General features: G+C 74.1%; 16 protein-coding genes and 1 tRNA gene. 11 read left to right on the top strand and 6 right to left on the bottom strand.

Features of this window, described 5'->3' with window-relative positions; genetic code table 11:
• The first annotated feature begins 166 nt into the window (after positions 1-166).
• From tmk to ACWCP2_RS36545, 4 genes are all read left to right on the top strand, one after another.
• Positions 167-3,409 (top strand): dTMP kinase, encoded by a 3,243-nt coding sequence (gene tmk / locus ACWCP2_RS36560; protein WP_450912846.1) that lies wholly within the window; start codon positions 167-169, stop codon positions 3,407-3,409.
• A gap of 204 nt (positions 3,410-3,613) precedes the next feature.
• Positions 3,614-4,825, top strand: coding sequence for a DNA polymerase III subunit delta' (locus ACWCP2_RS36555; RefSeq protein ID WP_450912845.1), 1,212 nt, complete (start codon positions 3,614-3,616; stop codon positions 4,823-4,825).
• Positions 4,826-5,004: 179 nt separating this feature from the next.
• Positions 5,005-6,576 carry an alpha/beta hydrolase gene (locus ACWCP2_RS36550; protein WP_450912844.1) on the top strand — a complete coding sequence of 524 codons (1,572 nt, stop codon included), beginning with the start codon at positions 5,005-5,007 and terminating at the stop codon, positions 6,574-6,576.
• A gap of 117 nt (positions 6,577-6,693) precedes the next feature.
• Positions 6,694-6,767, top strand: a tRNA-Thr gene (locus tag ACWCP2_RS36545).
• Between the two features lie 100 nt (positions 6,768-6,867).
• On the opposite strand, the gene ACWCP2_RS36540 is transcribed toward ACWCP2_RS36545, so the two are convergent.
• Together ACWCP2_RS36540 and ACWCP2_RS36535 are read right to left on the bottom strand one after the other, a co-directional pair.
• Positions 6,868-7,104, bottom strand: coding sequence for a hypothetical protein (locus tag ACWCP2_RS36540; RefSeq protein ID WP_450912843.1), 237 nt, complete (start codon positions 7,102-7,104; stop codon positions 6,868-6,870).
• A gap of 57 nt (positions 7,105-7,161) precedes the next feature.
• Positions 7,162-7,374 (bottom strand): hypothetical protein, encoded by a 213-nt coding sequence (locus tag ACWCP2_RS36535; protein ID WP_450912842.1) that lies wholly within the window; start codon positions 7,372-7,374, stop codon positions 7,162-7,164.
• A gap of 669 nt (positions 7,375-8,043) precedes the next feature.
• On the opposite strand from ACWCP2_RS36535, the gene ACWCP2_RS36530 reads away from it, so the two are divergent.
• Entirely contained in the window at positions 8,044-8,670 is a 627-nt protein-coding gene (locus ACWCP2_RS36530; RefSeq protein WP_450912841.1) for a GOLPH3/VPS74 family protein, read from the top strand.
• A gap of 476 nt (positions 8,671-9,146) precedes the next feature.
• On the opposite strand, the gene ACWCP2_RS36525 is transcribed toward ACWCP2_RS36530, so the two are convergent.
• Together ACWCP2_RS36525 and ACWCP2_RS36520 are read right to left on the bottom strand one after the other, a co-directional pair.
• Positions 9,147-10,700, bottom strand: coding sequence for a DHA2 family efflux MFS transporter permease subunit (locus ACWCP2_RS36525; protein ID WP_450912840.1), 1,554 nt, complete (start codon positions 10,698-10,700; stop codon positions 9,147-9,149).
• A gap of 14 nt (positions 10,701-10,714) precedes the next feature.
• Entirely contained in the window at positions 10,715-11,347 is a 633-nt protein-coding gene (locus ACWCP2_RS36520) for an NADPH-dependent FMN reductase (protein WP_450912839.1), read from the bottom strand.
• A gap of 113 nt (positions 11,348-11,460) precedes the next feature.
• On the opposite strand from ACWCP2_RS36520, the gene ACWCP2_RS36515 reads away from it, so the two are divergent.
• The 5 genes from ACWCP2_RS36515 (at position 11,461) to ACWCP2_RS36495 (ending at position 16,048) form a co-directional block, all read left to right on the top strand.
• Positions 11,461-12,210: a TetR/AcrR family transcriptional regulator gene (locus ACWCP2_RS36515; RefSeq protein ID WP_450912838.1), complete on the top strand. Its 750-nt coding sequence runs from the start codon at positions 11,461-11,463 to the stop codon at positions 12,208-12,210.
• A 53-nt stretch (positions 12,211-12,263) separates the two neighbouring features.
• A complete protein-coding gene (locus ACWCP2_RS36510; RefSeq protein WP_450912847.1) occupies positions 12,264-13,430 on the top strand; it encodes a serine hydrolase domain-containing protein in 1,167 nt (388 codons plus the stop codon).
• A 78-nt stretch (positions 13,431-13,508) separates the two neighbouring features.
• On the top strand, positions 13,509-14,033 hold the full coding sequence (locus ACWCP2_RS36505; protein ID WP_450912837.1) for an N-acetyltransferase family protein: 525 nt from the start codon (positions 13,509-13,511) through the stop codon (positions 14,031-14,033).
• A 64-nt stretch (positions 14,034-14,097) separates the two neighbouring features.
• Positions 14,098-14,607, top strand: coding sequence for a SigE family RNA polymerase sigma factor (locus ACWCP2_RS36500; protein ID WP_450912836.1), 510 nt, complete (start codon positions 14,098-14,100; stop codon positions 14,605-14,607).
• A 172-nt stretch (positions 14,608-14,779) separates the two neighbouring features.
• On the top strand, positions 14,780-16,048 hold the full coding sequence (locus ACWCP2_RS36495) for a hypothetical protein (protein ID WP_450912835.1): 1,269 nt from the start codon (positions 14,780-14,782) through the stop codon (positions 16,046-16,048).
• A gap of 69 nt (positions 16,049-16,117) precedes the next feature.
• Here the strand turns inward: ACWCP2_RS36495 and ACWCP2_RS36490 are convergent, their stop codons facing one another.
• Complete coding sequence (locus ACWCP2_RS36490; RefSeq protein ID WP_450912834.1) at positions 16,118-17,800, bottom strand: bifunctional 3'-5' exonuclease/DNA polymerase; 1,683 nt, start codon at positions 17,798-17,800, stop codon at positions 16,118-16,120.
• 534 nt (positions 17,801-18,334) lie between these two features.
• On the opposite strand from ACWCP2_RS36490, the gene ACWCP2_RS36485 reads away from it, so the two are divergent.
• Entirely contained in the window at positions 18,335-19,513 is a 1,179-nt protein-coding gene (locus ACWCP2_RS36485) for a DUF2786 domain-containing protein (protein ID WP_450912833.1), read from the top strand.
• A 6-nt stretch (positions 19,514-19,519) separates the two neighbouring features.
• Here ACWCP2_RS36485 and tatA read toward each other — a convergent pair whose 3' ends face one another.
• Entirely contained in the window at positions 19,520-19,705 is a 186-nt protein-coding gene (gene tatA, locus ACWCP2_RS36480) for a Sec-independent protein translocase subunit TatA (RefSeq protein ID WP_450912832.1), read from the bottom strand.
• Positions 19,706-19,962: the final 257 nt, after the last annotated feature.

The raw sequence follows: 19,962 nt of genomic DNA, 5'->3' as shown, positions 1-19,962 counted from the left end.
GTCTACGCTGCTTTCATGCCCACCGCCCCCGCCCCCATGACCGACGAAGAGGCCCGCACGCGGCTGCTGCCCCGGGGAGGCGGGTCGGGGAGGCCGGTCGGGGGTCGCACCGGACCTTGTCCACAGCCCCTCCGCGCCCGCCCAGCGCAGCGGATAGGCTGGGCGGATGACGCGAGCCGAGCAGCCAACGGTCGTGACCGCCGCCACCGACACCACCGACACCACTCCCACCTACGACGAAGCCCTCGCCGCGGACTCCCGCGAGCGTGCGGTGCGCGCCCTGTTGCGCACCCCCGGGCTGCGCCGTCTGTGGAGCGCGCAGTTGGTGAGCGGCATCGGTGACGCCCTCGCCCTGCTGGTCCTGGTGCTGCTGGTCTTCCAGGCGGCCGTGGACCAGGACGCCTTCGGCGGTGGTTACACCGGCTGGGCCCTCGCCGTCGCCGCCGTCTTCGGCGTCCGCGTGCTGTCCACCGTCCTGTTCGGCGCGGTCCTCCTCGGACCCCTGTCCAAGCTCACCGCCCCCGGCGGCACGCTGGACCGCCGCTGGACGATGATCGGCGCCGACGGGATCCGGCTCGCGCTCTTCGTCGTCGCGCCGCTGTGGCTCGACTGGATCGGCGGGCACGCGCTGACCGCGCTGCTCGCCACCGTCTTCGTCTCCGGCGCCGCCGAGCGGCTGTGGGGGCTGGCCAGGGACAGCGCCGCGCCCGGTCTGCTGCCGGCGCCGCCGCCGGAGGGGGCGACCGTACGGCCCCTGCCCGATCACCTCGACGCACTGCGCCGGCTGAACCTGCGCACCGCCTTCGGCGCCCTGCCGGTCGCCGCGGCCGCGCTGCTCGCCGCCACCCTGATCGGCAAGGCCCTCGGCCTGGGGATCGGCTGGTTCGCCGAGAACCAGGCGGCCCTCGGCTCGTACGTGGCCGCCGGCCTCTTCGCGGCCTCCGTGTCGCTGCTGCTCCCGCTCGTGCTGCCCGCGACGAAGACCCCGCGGCCCCGCTCGCCGCTGGAGGGCCTGCGGGCCCCCAAGGCGGGGGACCGGCCGGAGAAGGGGCGCACGGGGGCCATCCCGCTGTTCGTCCTCGTCTGCGGAGCCGTCGCCGGAGCCATCGCCTCCGCCGCCGCCGTGGCCGTCCTGCACGCCGCCGACCTGGGGGGCGGCGCGGCCGCGTTCTCGCTGTTCGTCCTGGCCCTGCTGAGCGGCACCGCGCTCGGCATCCGCGCCACCCAGGCCGGCAAGGTCCTCCCGGCCCTGTCCCGGCGACGCCTGCTGGCGCTGGCCGTCGGGGTGACAGGGCTGGCGCTGCTGCTGACCGGGCTGGTTCCGGACACCTCGACGGTGGTGTTCCTCTCGCTGCTCGCCGGCACCGCCGCGGGCGTCGCCGCGAACACCGGGCACACCCTGCTCGACCAGGAGACCGAGGAGTTCCGCAGGGCCCGGGTCACCGAGCACCTGCAGGCCGTCGTCCGCGTCTGCGTGGCCGTCGGAGCCGTGGCCGCCCCGCTGCTGGCCGCCCTGATCGGACCGCACCGGCTGGCCGCCGGCGAGGTCGTCTTCGCGCACGGCGGCGCGGCCTTCACGCTGATGCTGGTCGGCGCCCTGCTGCTGCCGGTCGCCGTCATCGTCCTGGCCAAGGCCGACGACCGCAGCGGCGTACCGCTGCGCCGCGACCTGCGCGAGGCGCTGCGCGGCGGGGAGCCGGTGCAGGCCGCGTCCGACGCCGGGTTCTTCATCGCCCTGGAGGGCGGCGACGGCGCCGGCAAGTCGACGCAGGTCGAGGCGATGGCCGACTGGATACGGGCCAAGGGCCACGAGGTCGTCGTCACGCGTGAGCCCGGGGCCACCCCGGTCGGCAAGCGGCTGCGCTCGATCCTGCTCGACGTGTCCTCCGCCGGCCTGTCGAACCGCGCGGAGGCCCTGCTCTACGCGGCCGACCGCGCCGAGCACGTGGACACCGTCGTACGGCCCGCCCTGGAGCGCGGCGCGGTGGTCATCAGTGACCGCTACATCGACTCCTCGGTGGCCTACCAGGGCGCCGGCCGGGACCTGTCCCCGACCGAGATCGCCCGTATCTCGCGCTGGGCCACGAGTGGCCTCGTACCGAATCTGACCGTGCTGCTCGACGTGTCGCCGGAGACGGCCCGGGAGCGGTTCACGGAGGCGCCGGACCGGCTGGAATCGGAGCCGGCGGAGTTCCACCAGCGGGTGCGCGCCGGATTCCTGACCCTGGCCGCGGCCGACCCCGGGCGCTACCTGGTGGTCGACGCGGGCCAGGACCCGGAGTCGGTCAGCACCGTCGTGCGCCACCGGCTGGACCGGATGCTCCCGCTGTCGGAGGCCGAGGTGGCCGCGCAGGCGGAGGCCCGCCGGCTCGCCCTGGTGGAGGCCGCGCGCAAGGCCGAGGAAGAGGCGGCCCGCAAGGCCGAGGAAGCCCGGCTGCAGGCCGAGGAGGAGGCCCGCAAGGTCCGCGAGGCGGAGGAGGCCCGGCTCGCGGCCGAGGCCGAGGCCGCGCGGAAGGCCGAGGAGGCCCGGCTGCGCGCCGAGGAGGAGGCCCGCGTGCGGGCCGAGGCGGAGCGGCTGCGGCTGGAGGCCGAGGAGAAGGCCCGCGCGGTGGAGGCCGAGCGGCTGCGCAAGCAGGCGGAGGAAGAGGCCCGGCTGCACGCCGAGGCCGAGGAGCGCCGGCTGGAGAAGCAGCGGCGGGCCGAGGAGGCCCTGCTGAAGGCCGAGGAGGCGCGGCGGCTGGCCGAGGCCTCGGCGGCGGAGGCGGCGGCGAAGTCCGCCGCGGAGGCGGCTGCCGCCGCTTCGACGGCTGCTTCGACGGCTGCGGCTGCGGCTCCGGCGGCCCCCGCGGCACCGGCACCGGCGGCGGCTCCGGCTTCCGCGCCCAAGGCCGACCTGCGCAAGGAACCGCACCACGACGAGGCCGTCACGATCGAGACCCCGGTCGTCAAGCGGGTCGTGCAGCCGGACGACGTCACCCAGACGGTCCCGGTCCCGAAGGCCGATCCGGCGGCGCGCCCGGGGGACGAGACGGCCGTGCTGCCGCCCGTACGCGCGACGGGTCCGGCGGACGAGACCGCGGTGCTGCCGCCCGTACGCCCCACGGGCACGGGTGAGGCGGGATCCACGCGGCCGGCGGCGCCCAGGGCCTCGTACTCCGCTTCGCGGCCGACGGCCCAGCGCCCCGAGGAGAACCCGGCCGACCGGGTCCCGCCGGGCATCTTCCGCGACTCGGGCAACGACGCGACCCGTGAGCTGCCGCTGCCCGCCGAGGACGGCCGGCCGCGCCGGCCGCGCTCGGACTGGGCGGAGGAGACCCCGCTGGACGATCTGCCGACGCTGGCGGACGAGCTGCTGGGATGGCACCAGGACGACGAGGACGGCCGGGGCCGGGGGCCGCGCCGCGGCTGAGCACGGCGGCTGAGCACGGCGGCTGAGCACGGCGGCTGAGTGCGGCTGAGCGCGGCTGAGCGCGGCGATGGCGGCCGGTGACGGCCGTGCTCGCTGACGGCCGGGGTCGTCGCGGGGACCGGCTGGCGGGGATTGTCAGTGGGAGCCGCCACACTGGGTGAGCAGACGGCACGGACGGTACGCGAGGGAAAGGCGGTGGGCGGGATGCCCGTATGGGACGACCTGGTGGGACAGGAGCGGGTCCAGACGCAGCTGGCCGCCGCCGCGGTCGACGCCGACGCCCTGGTCACCGCCATCGAGGCGGGCAACCCGCCGCCCGCCGCCTCCAAGATGACGCACGCCTGGCTGTTCACCGGCCCGCCCGGCTCGGGGCGGGCCACCGCCGCCCGCGCCTTCGCCGCCGCGCTCCAGTGCACCAGCCCCGACCGCGCCCTCGGCGGTGAGCCGGGCTGCGGTTTCTGCGACGGCTGCCACACCACCGTGATCGGTACGCATGCGGACGTGGAGATCGTCCGTACCGACCAGCTGTCCATCGGCGTGAAGGACACCCGGTCGCTGGTGCGCCGGGCGCAGCTCTCCCCGGCCGTCGGACGGTGGCAGGTCATCGTCCTGGAGGACGCCGACCGGCTGACGGAAGGCGCCGGAAACGTGCTGCTCAAGGGCGTGGAGGAGCCCGCTCCGCGGACCGTGTGGCTGCTGTGCGCCCCCTCGCTGGAGGACGTGCTGCCCACCATCCGCTCCCGCTGCAGGCACCTTTCGCTGCGCACCCCGCCGGTGTCCGCCGTCGCCGAGGTGCTCGTGCGGCGCGACGGCATCGAGCCGGCCGTCGCGCAGGCGGCAGCCCGCGCGACCCAGGGGCACATCGACCGGGCCCGCCGGCTCGCCACCGACGAGGCGGCCCGCTCGCGGCGCGCCACCGTCTTGAAACTGCCGCTGCGCGTGGCCGACGTGGGCGACTGCCTGAAGGCGGCGCAGGAACTCGTGGACGCCGCCGCGGAGGATGCCAAGCAGGTCGCGGAAGAGGTCGACACCAAGGAGACCGAGGAGCTGCGGGCCGCGATGGGCGCCGGAGCGGGTACGAGCGGGCGGATGCCGCGCGGTACGGCGGGCGTGATGAAGGAGCTGGAGGACCGGCAGAAGCGGCGGCGTACGCGGACGCAGCGCGACAGCCTCGATCTGGCGCTGACCGACCTCACCGGCTTCTACCGGGACGTCCTGGCGATTCAGCTCGGCTCCTCGCTGGCCATCGCGAACGAGGAGATACGGCACGACCTGGACCGGATCGCCCGCGAGTCGGGCCCGGAGCGGACGCTGCGGCGCATCGAGGCGATCATCGCGTGCCGGCAGGCCCTGGACCGCAACGTCGCCCCGCTGCTGGCCGTCGAGGCGATGACGATGTCGCTGCGCGCCGGCTGAGGCACGCGAGGTCCGCGGCGGCGACTCAGGTTGACGGCCTCACCCGTTCGAGGGGTCCGCGGGGCGTCCCGCAGACGCCGCCGGTCCGTGCGGGGCGGCGCCCCGAGCCCGGGCGGCCGCCCGCCGCCCGGCGCGGGTGCCACCGCCCCGGGCGTGCCCGCAGGCCGTAGGCTCCGGGAATGGACACCAGTCGCCTGCTGCGCACCACCGGAACCGTGATCGCCGCTGCGGGGCTACTGCTCTCCGGGTGCACCTCGGGAGGTTCGGGAACACCCCGCGCCGCCGCGTCGTCCGGCGGGACCTCCGAGGCGCCGTCGGCCGAGCCGACCGCCGTGCCGGCCGCGCTGCGCCCGTACTACGACCAGAAGCTGAGCTGGCGCGAGTGCGGCGTGCCGGGCTTCGAGTGCACCACCATGAAGGTCCCGCTGGACTACGGGAACCCGGGGGCCGGGGACATCGACATCGCGGTGTCCCGCCGCAAGGCCACCGACCCCGCCAAGCGGCTCGGCTCCCTGGTGGTGAACCCGGGCGGCCCGGGCGGCTCCGGCATCGGCTACCTCCAGGCGTACGCGGGCATCGGATACCCGGCCCCGGTGCGTGCCGCGTACGACATGGTCTCCTTCGACCCGCGCGGCGTGGACCGCAGCAGCCCCGTGGAATGCCTGGACGGCCGCGCCATGGACGCGTACACGCAGGTGGACCAGACGCCGGACACACCGGCGGAGCAGGCCCTGCTGGTGGCCGCCTTCAAGGAGTTCGCGGCCGCCTGCCAGGCGCACTCCAAGCGGATCCTGCCGCACGTGTCCACGGTCGACGCAGCCCGCGACATGGACGTCCTGCGTGCGGCGCTCGGCGACGAGAAGCTGAACTACGTCGGAGCCTCGTACGGCACCTTCCTCGGGGCGACGTACGCCGACCTGTTCCCCGGCCGGACCGGACGGCTGGTCCTGGACGGGGCGATGGACCCCTCCCGGCCCGCGGTGGACCTGAACCGGGACCAGACGGAAGGCTTCGAGACGGCCTTCCGCGCCTTCGCGGCGGACTGCGCGAAGCAGCCGGACTGCCCGCTCGGCAAGGGCAGCCCGGAGCAGATCGCGGAGCGGCTGAAGGAGTTCTTCGGCAAGGTCGACGCCCAGCCGGTCCCCACGACCGACCGGTCGCGCACCGAGCTCGGTGAGGCGCTGGCGACGACCGGGGTGATCGCCGCCCTCTACGACGAGAATGCCTGGCCGCAGCTGCGCGAGGCGCTCGCGTCCGCGATCAAGGACAACGAGGGTGACGGGCTGCTCGCCCTCGCCGACAGCTACTACGAGCGCGGGTCGGACGGCAAGTACGCCAACCTCATGTCGGCGAACGCCGCCGTCAACTGTCTCGACCAGCCCCCGGCCTTCGCCGGCCCCGGGGCGGTCGAGAAGGCCCTGCCCTCCTTCGCGAAGGCCTCCCCGGTCTTCGGCGCGGGCCTGGCCTGGGCCTCGCTGAACTGCACGTACTGGCCGACGAAGGCCACCGGCAAGGCCGAGGCGCTGCACGCGAAGGGCGCCCCGCCGATCGTGGTGGTGGGCACCACCCGCGACCCGGCGACCCCGTACAAGTGGGCCGAGGCCCTGGCGGGCCAGCTCGACTCGGGCGTCCTGCTGACCTACGACGGAGACGGCCACACGGCGTACGGCCGGGGCAGCGACTGCATCGACTCGGCGATCAACCGCTACCTCCTGGAGGGCGCCGCTCCGCAGGACGGGAAGAAGTGCTGACCCCGTCCGCTGTGGCCTCCGGCGACCCTTGTTCGGGGCACCCCGTTTAACCCTGTAGACTTTGGGCCGCTGCTGATGAGAGCCTCCCACCAGGGAAATTCTTGTCTTCCCAGCGGTGCCGCCTTAGCTCAGCTGGCCAGAGCAACGCACTCGTAATGCGTAGGTCTCGGGTTCGAATCCCGAAGGCGGCTCGGATTAGCCCCAGGACTCACTCGCCGTGACCTGGGGCTTTTTCATGCCCTGAGGTGGACTTCCGGAGCCCTCGCGTGCCCGCCGGCGTGCGATCGGTGATCAGCTCTGCGGGTGGGCGGAGCGCCTTCTCGCGAGGCGGGACTGCCACGCCCAACGGGCCAGGCCGCCCGCGGCGAGCGAGGTGATGATCGCGCCCCAGTCGATGACGTGGGGGAGACCCGGGAAGAACGCGAAGAACGCGAAGGATGCCGCTGTGGCGACCAGGAAGGCGACCAGGCCCGCGCGGCGGCGCTTGGCTTCCCACGCGGAATCGTCGGGCGAGGGCGGGATGGTCATGCGTGACTCACTTCGTGATGTGGTGGCACTGACTGACCCGGCGCACACCGTTGACGTTCAGGTGAGCGCACGCCTTGCCGTAGCGCGGCAGGGTCTGGGGTGCGTCTTGCCCCGGGACGTGCGGTAGGTCTTGTTGTCGGTGTCCGCGTAGGTGAAGTCGATCCGCCAGTTGCAGAAGCCGGAATTGAGGGCACCTACGAAGCCGCAGTCGACGCCGGCATTCTGGTAGGTGATCTTCCTGCCTTCGCCGCGGACGACGTGAGTGAACATGCAGCCCGTCAGAACCTTCATGGTGACCCCGCCGACTTGGTAGTCGAATCCGGTGACGGGTGTGGATCCGATGGCGCCGGCGTGCGCCGGGCGGCTAAGTGCTTGTGCATCGGTGTCCCTTCCGGCGGAGTGTGTCTGTCGGAAAGGAACGGTTGCGGCCGACGTGGAGTTCTGTTCCGTGGAGCAGTCCACTACGAAGAGTGATCAGCAGATTGGTGTGCTGACCGCCCGTAACCGGTGCACTCGGATGCCGGATTTTTGCGGGTGCGGTGCTCTGGCCGGCTCACGGCTGAGGGGACGCCCCGCGTGCGTGAGCGCCGCCCGAGCTGGGCGAGTGCGGCGGGCGGGGCGGTGTGGCCGTCGGTGAAGGCATCTTCCGGCTGGACAGCGCGTTCTGTGCCGGGGCGCGGGGACAGGGCGTGCCCGCGCGTGCTGTGGGCGGGCGTGTGGAGGCGCAGGGCGACGTGGTGGTCGAACTCGTCCTGTGGGCGCCCGGGTTCGGGGAAGGCCCTTAGCTGGTCCAGCAGCTGCACATGGTGATGAATCGGCTCGGATTCCCGCCCGGTGAGGAACCCGGTGAGGAAGCGGCGCTTGGGAGGCTCGCGGGGCAGACTGGGCGCAGGCCGACGGCGGTTGCCGGTGCGGGTTCCGCGCGAGAGGACAACTGAGATGAGCCTGGCAGGCGACATGATCCTGCTCGCCTTCGACGCGGAGGGAGGCCGGCTGCCCGTCCGGCAGTCCTTGGCCCCGGCGGTGCGCGGTGCGCTGCTGGCCGAGCTGCTCGACGGTGGAGCTCTGACCGACGGGGCGGGTACGGCCACGGCGGCGGGCGAGGCGCCGCAGGACGCCGCGCTGCGGCAGGTGTGGCAGTCGGTGGTGGCGGAGCCCGGCAAGAAGTGGCTGCACTGGGTCCGCAAGGACGGCCGTGCGTCGGTCCGTGAGGTGCTGCGGGGCCTGGAGAAGGACGGGCTGCTGGAGCAGAGCACGAACCGGGTGTTCGGCCTCTTCCCGCTGAACCGGGCCGCCCTCACCCCGGCCGGCCTCGCCGCCGCCGGGGAGGTACGGGCCGCGGTGACCGCCGCCGCCGAAGGCCCGGCCACCGCGCGCGCGGGCGGTGGCCGGGCCGCGCTGCTCGCCGGCCTCGCCTGCGCGGGCGGCCAACTGGGCACGGCCCTGGCCGCCGACCGGCGCGATGCGCTCAAGGACCGGCTGGCGGCCCTGTCCGAGGGCGCCGCCCCGGTGTCGGATGCGGTGCGGCGGGCCGTCCAGGACCTCCAGGGCGCGGCCGCCTCGTAGCGGCGCCGGTTGCCGGGCCGGGTTCGCGGGGCAGTAGGCGGGCCACGTGGCGCCGGTAGGTCCGCACCGGCATGCCCGGGTCCCGGGCGCCGATGTCGTCCTTACCTACGGGGCACATGGACTTGAGGGCCTGCCGCTCGGTGTCGGCCAGGCCACCCGGACGGGTCTCCTGGGCCACCAGGGCGCCCCGCGAGGTGTCGTGCGGGTCGATCGGGACCAGGGCGGTGCGCCGGTCGTGGACGGGGACGGGGATGCGCTCCGAGCGGTCGGCCGGGGCCCGGATCGGCTTCCCCTGGCGGTGAGTTCGCGTGGGCGCGAGTGCTCGACGTTCTCGGGAGTCCGTGCCGTGTACGGCTCCGCGGACAGGGTTTCCTCGCGGGTAGAGGAGGCGAGGGTGTCGATTCCGGTGGGGAACTGCGCCGCGTTCTCCATTCGATTGAGGGAGTGCGGCGAGGTCGGCGCCGGTCAGGCTGCGGTCACGGCCGTCGGGCGGGGAGGAAGGAAGCGGGGAGGAGGGCCAGGGTCAGGAGGAGGGCGGCCAGGGCGTAGGTGGTGCGGAAGGTCGTGGTGGTCAGGGTGACGGAGAGGAGGGCCGTGCCGACCGAGGCGCCGATCTGGGAGTTGATGCTCAGGATGGTGCTCGCCGCGGTCAGGCGGGACTTCGGGAGGCTGCGGCTGGCGGTGGTCATCGTCGGCATCAGGACCATCCCGGCGCCGATGCCCATGACGACCGAAGCGGCGACGAAGCGCCAGGGCGCCGCGTCCGGGGAGCCGGCCTGGAGGCCCGTCAGGGCCATGCCCACCGCTCCCACCGCGATACCGGTACGGATCAGGCGGCGCGGGGAGACCTTGTCGACGCGGCGCGAGGCGATCTGCATGACCAGCCCGACGGTGAGGCCGGTCGGGGCGCCCAGCAGCCCGGCCGCCGTCGCGCTCATGCCGCGGCCCTGCTGCCAGTACATCGGGCCGAGCAGCATCGAGCCGAAGTAGCCGCAGGTGAAGAGGGCGAGCGTGAGGATTCCGGCGCCGAAGGTGCGCTCGCGCAGCAGGCGGAGGTCGAGGAGCGGGTCGCGGGCCGTCAGGGCCCGCCGGGTGAAGGCGGCCACGAGGGCGAGGCCGGCCAGGGTGGGGAAGAGGGCGTCGGGGGCGGTGAAGGTGCCGTGCTCGCCGCCGCGGGTCAGTCCGTAGAGCAGCAGGGCGAGGCCGGGGGAGAGGAGGAGCAGGCCGGGTACGTCCAGCCGGGGCGCGGCGCCCGGTTCGCCCGGGGCGTCGGAGCGCAGCAGTTTCGCGGCGAGGAACAGGGCGGCCGCCCCCACGGGGAGGTTGACCAGGAAGATCCACTGCCAGGACGCCGAGTCGACCAGCCAGCCGCCCAGCACCGGGCCGGCCACCGGCCCGACGATGATCGGCAGTCCGAGCAGGGCCATCACCCGGCCGAGCCGGGCCGGGTCGGCCGTACGCATCACCATGGCCATGCCGACGGGCATGAGCAGCCCGCCGCCCAGGCCCTGCACGGCGCGGAAGGCGATCAGGCTCCCCGCGCTCCAGGCGCACGCGGCGAGCAGGGAGCCGAGGGAGAACAGGGTGAGGGCGCCCAGGTAGGTGCGTTTGGCGCCGAAGCGGCCCATCGCCCAGGCCGAGGCCGGGATGACGGCGGCGAGCGCGAGCGTGTAGGCGCTGGCGGCCCACTGGATCGTGGCGAGGGGGGCGTGGAAGGCCTCGGAGAGGCGGTGCAGGGCGACGTTGACGATCGTCATGTCGAGCACCGACATGACCGAGCCGACGATGACGACACCCGCCGTGCGCCGGAGCAGCGCGGCGGATGCCGGGGCGGCGGATGACGGGGTGGCGGATGACGGGGTGGCGGGGGACGGGGTGGCGGGGGTCGGGTGGGCGGGGGTCGGGGTGAGGGATGGCGGGGTGGGGGCGCCGGTGTCAGGGGCGGCGCCGACGGCCTCCGCCGGGTCGGCGGGGTCCGCCGGTGTCGTCGTCGCCGTGCCGGACCCGCCGGGTTCCCGGTGCGTACGCATCCTCGTGCCGCCCCTCAGCCCTGGTACGGGTGGCTCGCGCGGGCGGCGCGCAGCGCGCGACCCCACCAGGACAGCTGGCCGAGCATCCCCTTGACCGCGCCCTCGGCGACGGCGGCGTCGCGCGGCAGGCCGTCCGGGCCGAGCCCGGACCACGGCCCGTGCAGGCTGACGGAGTCGCGCACGGTCACGGCGTGCAGTTCGGCGAAGACCAGCCGGAGCTGCTCGACGGCGCGCAGGCCGCCGCCGAGGCCGCCGTAGGAGACGAAGCCGGCGGGCTTGGCGTGCCATTCCTCGCGGTGCCAGTCGATGAGGTTCTTCAGTACCGCCGGGAAGCTGTGGTTGTACTCGGGGGTGACGATGACGAAGGCCTCGGCGGCCGCCAGCCGCGGGCTGACCTCCGCGAGGGCGGCGGCCGCCTGCGGGCTCGGGGAGCCGCCCCAGCCGGGCATGGCAAGCGGCAGGTCGACGTCGGCGAGGTCGATGAGGTCGAGGTCCAGGCCGCCGACGGCGCCGGCGGCGCCGAGGAACCAGTCGGTGACGGCGGGACCCTGACGGCCCTCCCGGACGCTGCCGAGGATGACGGCGACGCGCAGCGGCGCGTCCTCGCCGGGGGCGGAGGCGGGAGTGGAAGCGTGGGCGGCGGTCATGGCAGGGTCCCCTCGTCGGTGGTGCGGCCGCTCGGTGCGGCCGTCCCTCCGGTAAACTACAACGAGCGTTGTAAAAAATGCAACGGTCGTTGTACTTCTCGTACGGAGGCGAAGTGAGCGGGGCAACCAGCGAACCCAGCGCAACCAGCGCACCCAGTGCCAGGAAGCTGCAGAAGCAGGTCGCCATCGCGAGCGCGTCCTGCGGTGTCTTCGGCCGTGAGGGCTACACCCGGGCGACGGTCGACGAGCTCGCCGCCGCGGCCGGCGTCTCGACCCGCACGCTCTACAACCACTTCCCGGGCGGCAAGGCGATGCTCTTCGCCGCCGTCGTCACCTGGACCTCGGGGCAGGTGCGCGACGCCCAGCTCGCCCTGATCGACGCCGTCCTGAACCCCGAGCGGCCGCCCCGCCCCGAGGATCTGGAGCGGGACCTCGTCGCCTTCGCGCACCGGGTCGTCGGGCTCATGACGGAGTACGCCGACCACTTCGCCCTCGTCCGCCACATCCACGCCGAAGCCGGCCACGTGCCCCCGGAGGTGCTGGAGGCCTGGGTGAGCGCCGGCCCGGCCCCCGTGTCGCGGGCGCTCGCGGACGCCATGGAGGGCCTCGACGCCGCCGGGCTGATCGACGTACGCGGTGACGCGGCGCTGGCCGTCGCCCACTTCATGGCGCTGACCTCGCACTCCATCTCGCAGCTCTCCCACTACGGGGTCCTGCCCCTGCCCGAGGAGCAGACCGACCACCTGATCTCGGCCGGTGTCGGCGCCTTCCTGCGGGCCTACCGGGTGGGGCAGGATCCGAAACCGACGGCCCGGCCCTCCCGGTCGCCCGGCCCCCGCCCCGGGGCTACGTTGGACGGGTGAGCACGACACGGTTGCGCAGGGCGGCTGTGGGAGCAGTCGCCGCGGGGCTCCTGATGGTGCCCGTGGGGGCCGGTGCCGGGTACGCCGTGGACGTGCCGACACCACCGGCGGCGAGCGGTACGGCCGTCACCGACGAGTTTCCGCAGCTCACCCCCGCCGTGGCGCGGCAGTTGGACGACGCCATCCGGAAGGTGATGGAGAAGGCCAAGGTGCCCGGGGTGCAAGTGGCCCTGTCGGCGCCGGGCAAGGGGACGTACGTACGGGCCTTCGGCTTGGCCGACAAGGCCACCGGTGCGCCCATGACCGACCGCCTCAACATGCGGATCGGCAGCGAGACCAAGACCTTCACCGTGACCGCCATGCTGAAGCTGGTCGACGAGGGCAGGATCGGGCTGGACGACCCCATAGGCAAGTACGTCAAGGGCGTGCCGAACGGCGACCGCATCACGCTGCGCGAGCTGGCGGGCATGCGCAGCGGACTGTTCAACTACTCGGCCGACGAGGACTTCTTCAAGGCGCTGACCAGTGATCCCGACCGGCCCTTCACCCCGCAGGAACTGCTCGCGTACTCCTTCAAGCACCCGGTGCTCTTCGAGCCGAACGCACAGTTCTCCTACTGCAACACCAACCTGATCCTGATCGGGCTCGTGGTGGAGAAGATCAGCGGGCAGTCGCTCGCCGACTACGTCAACGAGAAGGTCGTCGGGCCCGCCGGGCTCAAGCACACCGTCTTCCCGACGGCCGCCGAGTTCCCGTCCCCGCACGCCCAGGGCTACACGGACCAGACCGCCTCGGGGAAGACCGAGGACGCGGCCGGCTGGAACCCCTCCTGGGGCTGGGCCGCCGGAGCGATGATCTCCGACCTCACGGACCTGCGGCAGTGGGCCAAGGTGGTGGCCACGGGCGAACTGCTCACCCCCGCCACCCAGGCCGAGCGCCTCGACGTCGTCCCGGCCCTGCCGGGCACCGGCTACGGACTGGGGATCTTCAACGTCCAGGGGTGGATCGGGCACAACGGCTCGCTGCCCGGCTACCAGTCGCTGACCGTCTACAACCCGCAGCAGTCCGATGCCACCCTGGTGGTGCTGCTCAACACCGACATCTCCGCCGGCGGCGAGGAGCCGAGCACGCTGTTCGGAGAGGCCATCACCAAGATCGTCACCCCCGCACACGTCTACACGCTGCCGGCCCAGCCCGTCACCGGCGACGAGAACCACTGACCGCCCCCCTCGGCCCCGGACGGGCCCGCCCCGCGCACAATGGGAGCCGGCGCGCGGGAGTGGACGAGGGAGAGCGATATGAACGGTCGGAACACGGCGGACGAGGCCCAGGTCGTGGCGGACCCGGTCAAGGTGGTCCTGCGGCAGGCGGGCGAGGCGGATCTGGACACCGCCGCCGAGCTCTTCCGCGGCTACCTTGAGTTCTACGAGGTGGAGGTCGAGGACCCGGAGCGCCCGCGCGCCTTCCTGGCGGAGCGGCTGGCGGGCGGGGACTCCTTCATCCTGCTCGCCGAGGTCCCGGGCGCCGGCACGGTCGGATTCACGCAGGTCTACCCGATGTTCTCCTCGCTGGCCATGAAGCCCGCCTGGCTGCTCGGCGACCTGTACGTGGCCCCCGCCGGCCGCCGTTCGGGCGCGGGCCGCGCGCTCCTGCGCGAGGTGCTGCGCCGGGCACGGGAAGCCGGCGTCTCGGGCGTGCAGCTGGAGACGGCGTACGACAACCTCGTCGCGCAGGGGCTGTACGAGGCGGAAGGGTTCGTCCGCGAGGAGTTCCACATGTACTTCCACGACCTCTCCGAGGCGGGCTCCGGCGCATCGGTCTGAGATCGGGTGAAACATTCCCCGTCCCCGTCGCGTCATTGAGGTGAGACGGACACGGGGGGACCGGATGGGATACGGACGCAGGGACGGGTTCCGTGAGTTCGCGACGGACAGATCGGCGTACCTGTACCGGTCGGCCTGTCTGCTGACGAGCGGTGACACCCACCTCGCGGAGGATCTCGTACAGGAGACCCTCGGGCGGATGTACCTGCTCTGGGCACGCGTCGCGCGGATCGACAATCCGGCGGCGTACGCGCAAACCGTCCTGGTGCGTGCGTTCCTGACGCACCAGCGCCGCCGGTCGGCGGGGGAGCGTCCGGTCGGGGAGTTCCCCGACGCGGGCGCACCGGCCGGCGGCGATCCCGCGCTGCGGCTGACGCTGCTGGAGGCGCTGGGCCGGCTCGCGCCGAAGGACCGGGCGGTCCTGGTGCTGCGGTACTGGGAGGACCGCAGCGTCGAGGAGACCGCCGACGCGATGAACGTCAGCTCGGCGGCCGTACGGACCCGCTGCTCGCGCGCGCTGACCCGGCTGCGGGAGCAACTGGGCGGCTCGCTGGCGGAGTTCGCGGGCCGCTGAGCCCGCGGCTCCGGTGGTCCCGCAGTTCCGATGGTGCCGCTGCTCTGGTGGTCCCGCTGCTCTGGTGGTGCCGCTGCTCCGGTGCGGGCGTGTCCTGTCCGTTTCCTCCTACGACCCCTTCTCCCACGACCCCTCATGCCACGATCCCTTTGGACGGAAGGTCTGATTCCGCATGCCCTTTGAAGATGAGCTCGGTGAAGCCCTCCGGCGTACGGGTGACGGCTTCACGGCCGAAGGCCTCGGCCTCGTGGACGCCGGAGTGCGGCGCGGGCGGCGCATGGTGGCCCGTCGCCGCGCCGCCGTGGCCGGCGGCTCGGTGCTCGCCCTGGCGCTGATCGGCACCGCCGGGGCCTACGCGAACGGGCTGCTCTGGTCGGGCGCCGGGGACGCCCGGGGCGGCGTGGCCTCCTCGCCGGAGCCTCCCGCGCCGCCGGCGCCGGCGCCGGGCCGCGACCGCGTCGGCACCGGGGCCGTCACGGCCGATCAGCTGACCGGGGTGCTCAAGCAGCTCCTGCCGCAGGGCGTGCTCAGCGACGTCGAGGCCAGGGGTACGGGGGACGAGCTCGGCCCGATGGTGACCGGGGCGTTCGACGACGGTGACGGCAAGGGCCGCATCGGCTTCAGCCTCAGCCGGGTGGACCCGACGGGGCCGATGGCCGACGACATGGTGAAGTGCCCGGCCAAGGTCACCGCGGAATACGAAAGTTGCTCCTCCAGGAAACTCGAGGACGGCTCGCGGCTGCTGCTCTTCAAGGGCTACGAGTACCCCGACCGCCGGGTCGACACGAAGTGCTGGCGCGCCACGGTGATCACTCCGCAGGGCTTCCTCATCGACGCCCAGGAATGGAACGCGGCGGAGCAGAAGGACGCGCCCATCAGCCGGCCGACACCGCCGCTGACGCTCGCGCAGCTCCAGGCGCTCGTCACCTCACCGCTGTGGCACCCGGCCCTCAACGACCTTCCGGCCGCGTCCGCCGAGTCGCCCCAGTCGCGGGCCGGCTACCGGGGGGCGAAGGCGGTGCTCGTCCTGGAGGAACTGCTGCGCCTGGACGACATTCCGGTCGTCCACCGGGAGGAGGACGGGCCCGGTCTGGGCTACCTGGTCCTCGATGACGGCAAGGGCAAGTCGCTGGTCTCCCTCCAGGTCCGGCCGGACAGCGCCAAGCAGCCGGGAATGTGGGCCGACCTGTTCGCGTCCGCCGAGACCCTGCCGGGCGGCACGAAGGTCATGACCCGGCAGCAGCCCGGGGAGAAGGGCGGCGCCGGTGTGGTCTGGTGGAGCGCCGAGGCGCTGCTCCCGAACGGGACCCGGGTGATCCTGTCCGCGTTCAACGCCGAGAGCCAGCTGACGGCGGCCACCCGCAAGGAGCCGGCGCTGAGCCTGACACGCATGAAGGAGCTCGTGACGAGCGCGAAGGTGGCCGGAGAGTACGGGAAGTAGGGGAAGCAGTACGGGAAGCAGGGGAAGCAGTGCGGGAAGTGGGCGCGGGGCGGGGTCGGGCGGCAGCGGCTACTTCGCGTCCGCGTAGCACTCCACGACGGCCGTGGTGAACGGGAAGCGGACCGGGGTCTCGCCGAAGGTGAGGCGCCCGGCCAGCTCGCCCGCCTCGCGGATCGCCGCGGCCACGGCCGTCGCCTCCTCCTCGGGGCAGTGGACGATGACCTCGTCGTGCTGGAAGAAGACCAGCTCGGCCCGCATTCCCGCCTCCGCGAGGGACCGGCGCAGGGCCGCGAGCAGGAGCAGCGCCCAGTCCGCGGCGCTGCCCTGCACGACGAAGTTGCGGGTGAAGCGGCCGCGCGCCCGCGCGTCGGTCGAGGCGTAGCTCGGGACGTAGCCGTCGGGGGCCTCCTCGGCCTCCTCGGGGTCGACCGCCGGCGGGCAGGTGCGGCCCAGCCAGGTCCGTACGAGCCGTCCCTCCTCACCAGCCTTCGCGGCGTCGTCCACGTAGGCCACGGCCCGGGGGAAGCGGCGGCGCAGCGCCGCCAGGTTCTTCAGGCCGTCCCCGGAGGTCTGCCCGTACACCGCGCCGAGCACGGCGATCTTGGCCATGTCGCGGTCGCCGGAGAAGCCCTGGCGGGAGATGGAGGTGTACAGGTCCTCGGGGCGGCCGGCCACCTCCATGAAGGCGGGGTCGCGGGAGATCGCGGCGAGCACCCGGGGCTCCATCTGGTCGGCGTCGGCCACGACGAGCCGCCAGCCGGGGTCGGCGACGACGGCCCGGCGGATCACCTTGGGGATCTGCAGGGCCCCGCCGCCGTTGGTGACCCAGCGGCCGGTGTAGGTGCCGCCGGGGATGAACTCGGGGCGGAAACGGCCGTCGTGGACCCAGTCCGCGAGCCAGGACCAGCCGTGGGCGGTGTAGATCCGGTACAGCTTCTTGAACGCGAGCAGGGGCTCCACGGCGGGGTGCTTCAGGTCCTGGATCTCCCAGCGGCGGGTGGACTTGAGCTTGATCCCGGCCTCCGCGAAGGCCTTGATGACGTCGGCGGCCAGCTCGGGCCGCACGCGCCGCCCGAACGCCGCCGAGATCTCGTCGGCCAGCTCCGCGAGCCGGCGGGGCTGGCCGCGGCCCGCGTACCGCTCGCCGAGCAGCTCGGTCAGCAGGGCCCGGTGGACGTCGGCCCGCCAGGGCAGGCCCGCCCGGTTCATCTCCGCCGCTACGAGGAAGGCCGCCGATTCGGAGGCCACGAGCAGCCGCATCCGGTCGGGGTGGGCGGTGGCGCCCAGCCGCTGCGCCTGGTCGGCGTGGACGGCGATCAGCGCGTCGAGCGGGACGGGGGCGGGCCGGGGGTCGAAGAGCGAGTGCTGGCTGCCGGGCTCGACGGCGCGCTGCGGGGGATCGGGCGGTACGGGTGCGTTCGTCAGCCGGGCCCAGGCCGCGGCCGCCGAACGGGGTTCCCCGAGGCGGCCCTCGTGGGCGAGCAGGAGCAGCTCGGCGTCCTCGATGTCGTGGCACCGCTCGACGCGGGCGCCGGCGGCGAGCAGCCGCGGGTAGACGGCCGGGGTGGACCGCCACACCCAGCGGGTGCCGGCGGGGGCGGCGCGGATCGCGTCCGCGGGGTCGGTGGCGGTGACCCGGGCTCCGCCGGTGGGGCCGTCGGTGGGTCCGCCGGTTGGTCCGTCCAGGGGCGCGGCGTGCCACCGGCCGTCGCCGTCCTCGGCGAGGGCCCACCGAGGGATGCGATCGCTCATGAGTGCGAGTGTCCCACCGGGGTCTGACACGGCCGCTGCGCGCCGCGCTCGCACTGGCGTGCGGTGCCGCGGGGCGGGGCCGGCCCTGCGGGGCTCTTCCCCTACCCACCCTTCGCCCGTTCCCCGGGGCTGCGCCCCGGACCCCCTCGGGGCTGCGCCCCGGGCCCGCCTTGGGGCTGCGCCCCGGGCCCGCCTTGGGGCTGCGCCCCGGGCCCGCCTTGGGGCTGCGCCCCAGACCCTGGGGCTGCGCCCCGGCCCCCCTGGGCTCCGCCCCGAGCCCCGGTCCTCAAGCGCCGGACGGCTGGGTTTGGCTGGGCCCCGGACCCCCTGGGGCTCCGCCCCGGCACCCGGTCCTCAAGCGCCGGACGGCTGGGTTTGGCTGCGCCCCGGACCCCCTGGGGCTCCGCGCCGGGCCCAGGTCCTCAGGCGCCGGACGGTTGGGTTTGGCTCCGCCCCGGGCCCCGGTCCTCAAGCTCCGGATCGGTGGGTTTGGCTGTGGGTCGGGGGTCGGGGCGGGCGTGCCAAGCTTGGAGGGTGAGAGACATCGTCGACCGGGCCTGTGAGGCCGCGCTGTACAACCAGGACGACGCCGGGCTGGATGCCGGGGCGTCGGTGCTCGTCGCCGAGGGGGACCGGTGGGGCGGGGTCGGGCAGGCGCTGCTCGTGCGCGGTGAGGAGTACGTCCGCCAGGCCTGGGAGCGCGGATGGCGGCCCGCCGACGTGCTGAGGCTCGTACGCCGGGACCTGGAACAGACGCACCTGCGGATCGCCGGGGACCTGATCGCCGCCGAGGCCCGGCGGTACGCGCGGCTGCCCGAGCGGTGGACCGACGCCGAGGTGTGGTGGGGGGACGACACCGCGTACGGGGAGCGGCTGGTCCAGCGGGAGCGCACCGACCGCTTCAGCCTGGCCGGGACCGTCCTGGAAGTGTTCCGGCTGCTGATCCGGCTGCCGTCCATCGAGCCGGTCGGGCCGCTGCCGGGAGACCCCGCCGACGTGCTCGAGCACGCGCACATCGAGCCCCGCATGCTCGGGCGGATCCGCGCCCTGCTCGCGAAGGCCGAGGCGACCACCTTCCCGGAGGAGGCCGAGGCGCTCAGCGCCAAGGCGCAGGAGCTCATGGCCCGGCACACCGTGGACTCGGCGCTGCTCGCGGTGAAGAGCGGCGCGAAGGAGATACCCGGCGCCTGCCGGATCGGAGTCGAGGCCCCGTACGAGGAGGCCAAGGCCGTGCTGCTCGACGCGGTGGCGAGCGCGAACCGGTGCCGGTCCGTGTGGAACAGCGCGTACGAGTTCTCCACCGTCGTCGGCTTCGAGAGCGACCTGGAGGCGGTGGAGCTGCTCTACACCTCCCTGCTCGTCCAGGGCACCGCGGCGATGACCCGCGCGGAGGCCGGGCAGCGGGCGGGCGGGCGCAAGCGCACCAAGACCTTCCGGCAGTCCTTCCTGCTGGCCTACGCGAGCCGGCTGGGCCAGCGCCTCGCCGAGACGGCCGAGCACACGGTGGCCGACACCGTGGCCGAGGCCCCCGACAACCTGCCGGCGCTCGTCGCCCGGGACGTGGCCGTCACCTCGCGGGCCGAGGAGATGTTCCCCCGGACCACCACGACCCGGCTGCGCGGGGCGACCGACCTCGCGGGCTGGGAGGACGGCACGGCGGCGGCCGACCGGGCCCACATGGCGGACGGCCGCCGGGCCTCCCTGCGGCAGTAGCGCGGATCAGCGCTCGGCGGGGGCCGGTGCGGCGGGGTCCTCCTCGCGCAGGGCGCGGGCCTCCGCCTTCAGGATGCGGGCGGACCTGCCCAGGCCGCGGGCCATCTCGGGCAGCTTCTTCGAGCCGAACAGCATCAGGCAGACGAGCACGACGATGGCGACGTGCCAGGGTTCCAGGCCGTTCCTGAGCATGGGGTGTTCCGCCTTCTGGTGGGTGCCGTGCCGGAATCGGCCCGTCGGGCCGATGATCCGTGCTTGCCGGCCGGCGGCGCCATAGATCGGGCCAAGCCTGAAGAACACCTGAAGCCGGGGGCCGCCCGCCCCCGACCCAGCCCTGCGGGGCCGTCCCCTACCCGCCCTTCCACCGTTCCCCGGGCTCCGCCCGGACCCGTACGTGCGCTGCGCGCCCGGCGCGGGGTCCGGGGCGCAGCCCCGGGGAACGGGCGAAG

This window comes from Streptomyces sp. NPDC002104 (assembly GCF_053593795.1).
Note: the sequence above shows the minus strand (reverse complement) of the source record. Positions and strands in the feature narration are given on the sequence as shown.

Bases quoted from the DNA above. Each gene is read 5' to 3' on its own strand.
- tmk (WP_450912846.1), top strand. From the start codon at position 167: ATGACGCGAGCCGAGCAGCCAACGGTCGTGACCGCCGCCACCGACACC.
- ACWCP2_RS36555 (WP_450912845.1), top strand. From the start codon at position 3,614: ATGCCCGTATGGGACGACCTGGTGGGACAGGAGCGGGTCCAGACGCAG.
- ACWCP2_RS36550 (WP_450912844.1), top strand. From the start codon at position 5,005: ATGGACACCAGTCGCCTGCTGCGCACCACCGGAACCGTGATCGCCGCT.
- ACWCP2_RS36540 (WP_450912843.1), bottom strand. From the start codon at position 7,104: ATGACCATCCCGCCCTCGCCCGACGATTCCGCGTGGGAAGCCAAGCGC.
- ACWCP2_RS36535 (WP_450912842.1), bottom strand. From the start codon at position 7,374: ATGTTCACTCACGTCGTCCGCGGCGAAGGCAGGAAGATCACCTACCAG.
- ACWCP2_RS36530 (WP_450912841.1), top strand. From the start codon at position 8,044: ATGAGCCTGGCAGGCGACATGATCCTGCTCGCCTTCGACGCGGAGGGA.
- ACWCP2_RS36525 (WP_450912840.1), bottom strand. From the start codon at position 10,700: ATGCGTACGCACCGGGAACCCGGCGGGTCCGGCACGGCGACGACGACA.
- ACWCP2_RS36520 (WP_450912839.1), bottom strand. From the start codon at position 11,347: ATGACCGCCGCCCACGCTTCCACTCCCGCCTCCGCCCCCGGCGAGGAC.
- ACWCP2_RS36510 (WP_450912847.1), top strand. From the start codon at position 12,264: ATGGTGCCCGTGGGGGCCGGTGCCGGGTACGCCGTGGACGTGCCGACA.
- ACWCP2_RS36505 (WP_450912837.1), top strand. From the start codon at position 13,509: ATGAACGGTCGGAACACGGCGGACGAGGCCCAGGTCGTGGCGGACCCG.
- ACWCP2_RS36500 (WP_450912836.1), top strand. From the start codon at position 14,098: ATGGGATACGGACGCAGGGACGGGTTCCGTGAGTTCGCGACGGACAGA.
- ACWCP2_RS36495 (WP_450912835.1), top strand. From the start codon at position 14,780: ATGCCCTTTGAAGATGAGCTCGGTGAAGCCCTCCGGCGTACGGGTGAC.
- ACWCP2_RS36490 (WP_450912834.1), bottom strand. From the start codon at position 17,800: ATGAGCGATCGCATCCCTCGGTGGGCCCTCGCCGAGGACGGCGACGGC.
- tatA (WP_450912832.1), bottom strand. From the start codon at position 19,705: ATGCTCAGGAACGGCCTGGAACCCTGGCACGTCGCCATCGTCGTGCTC.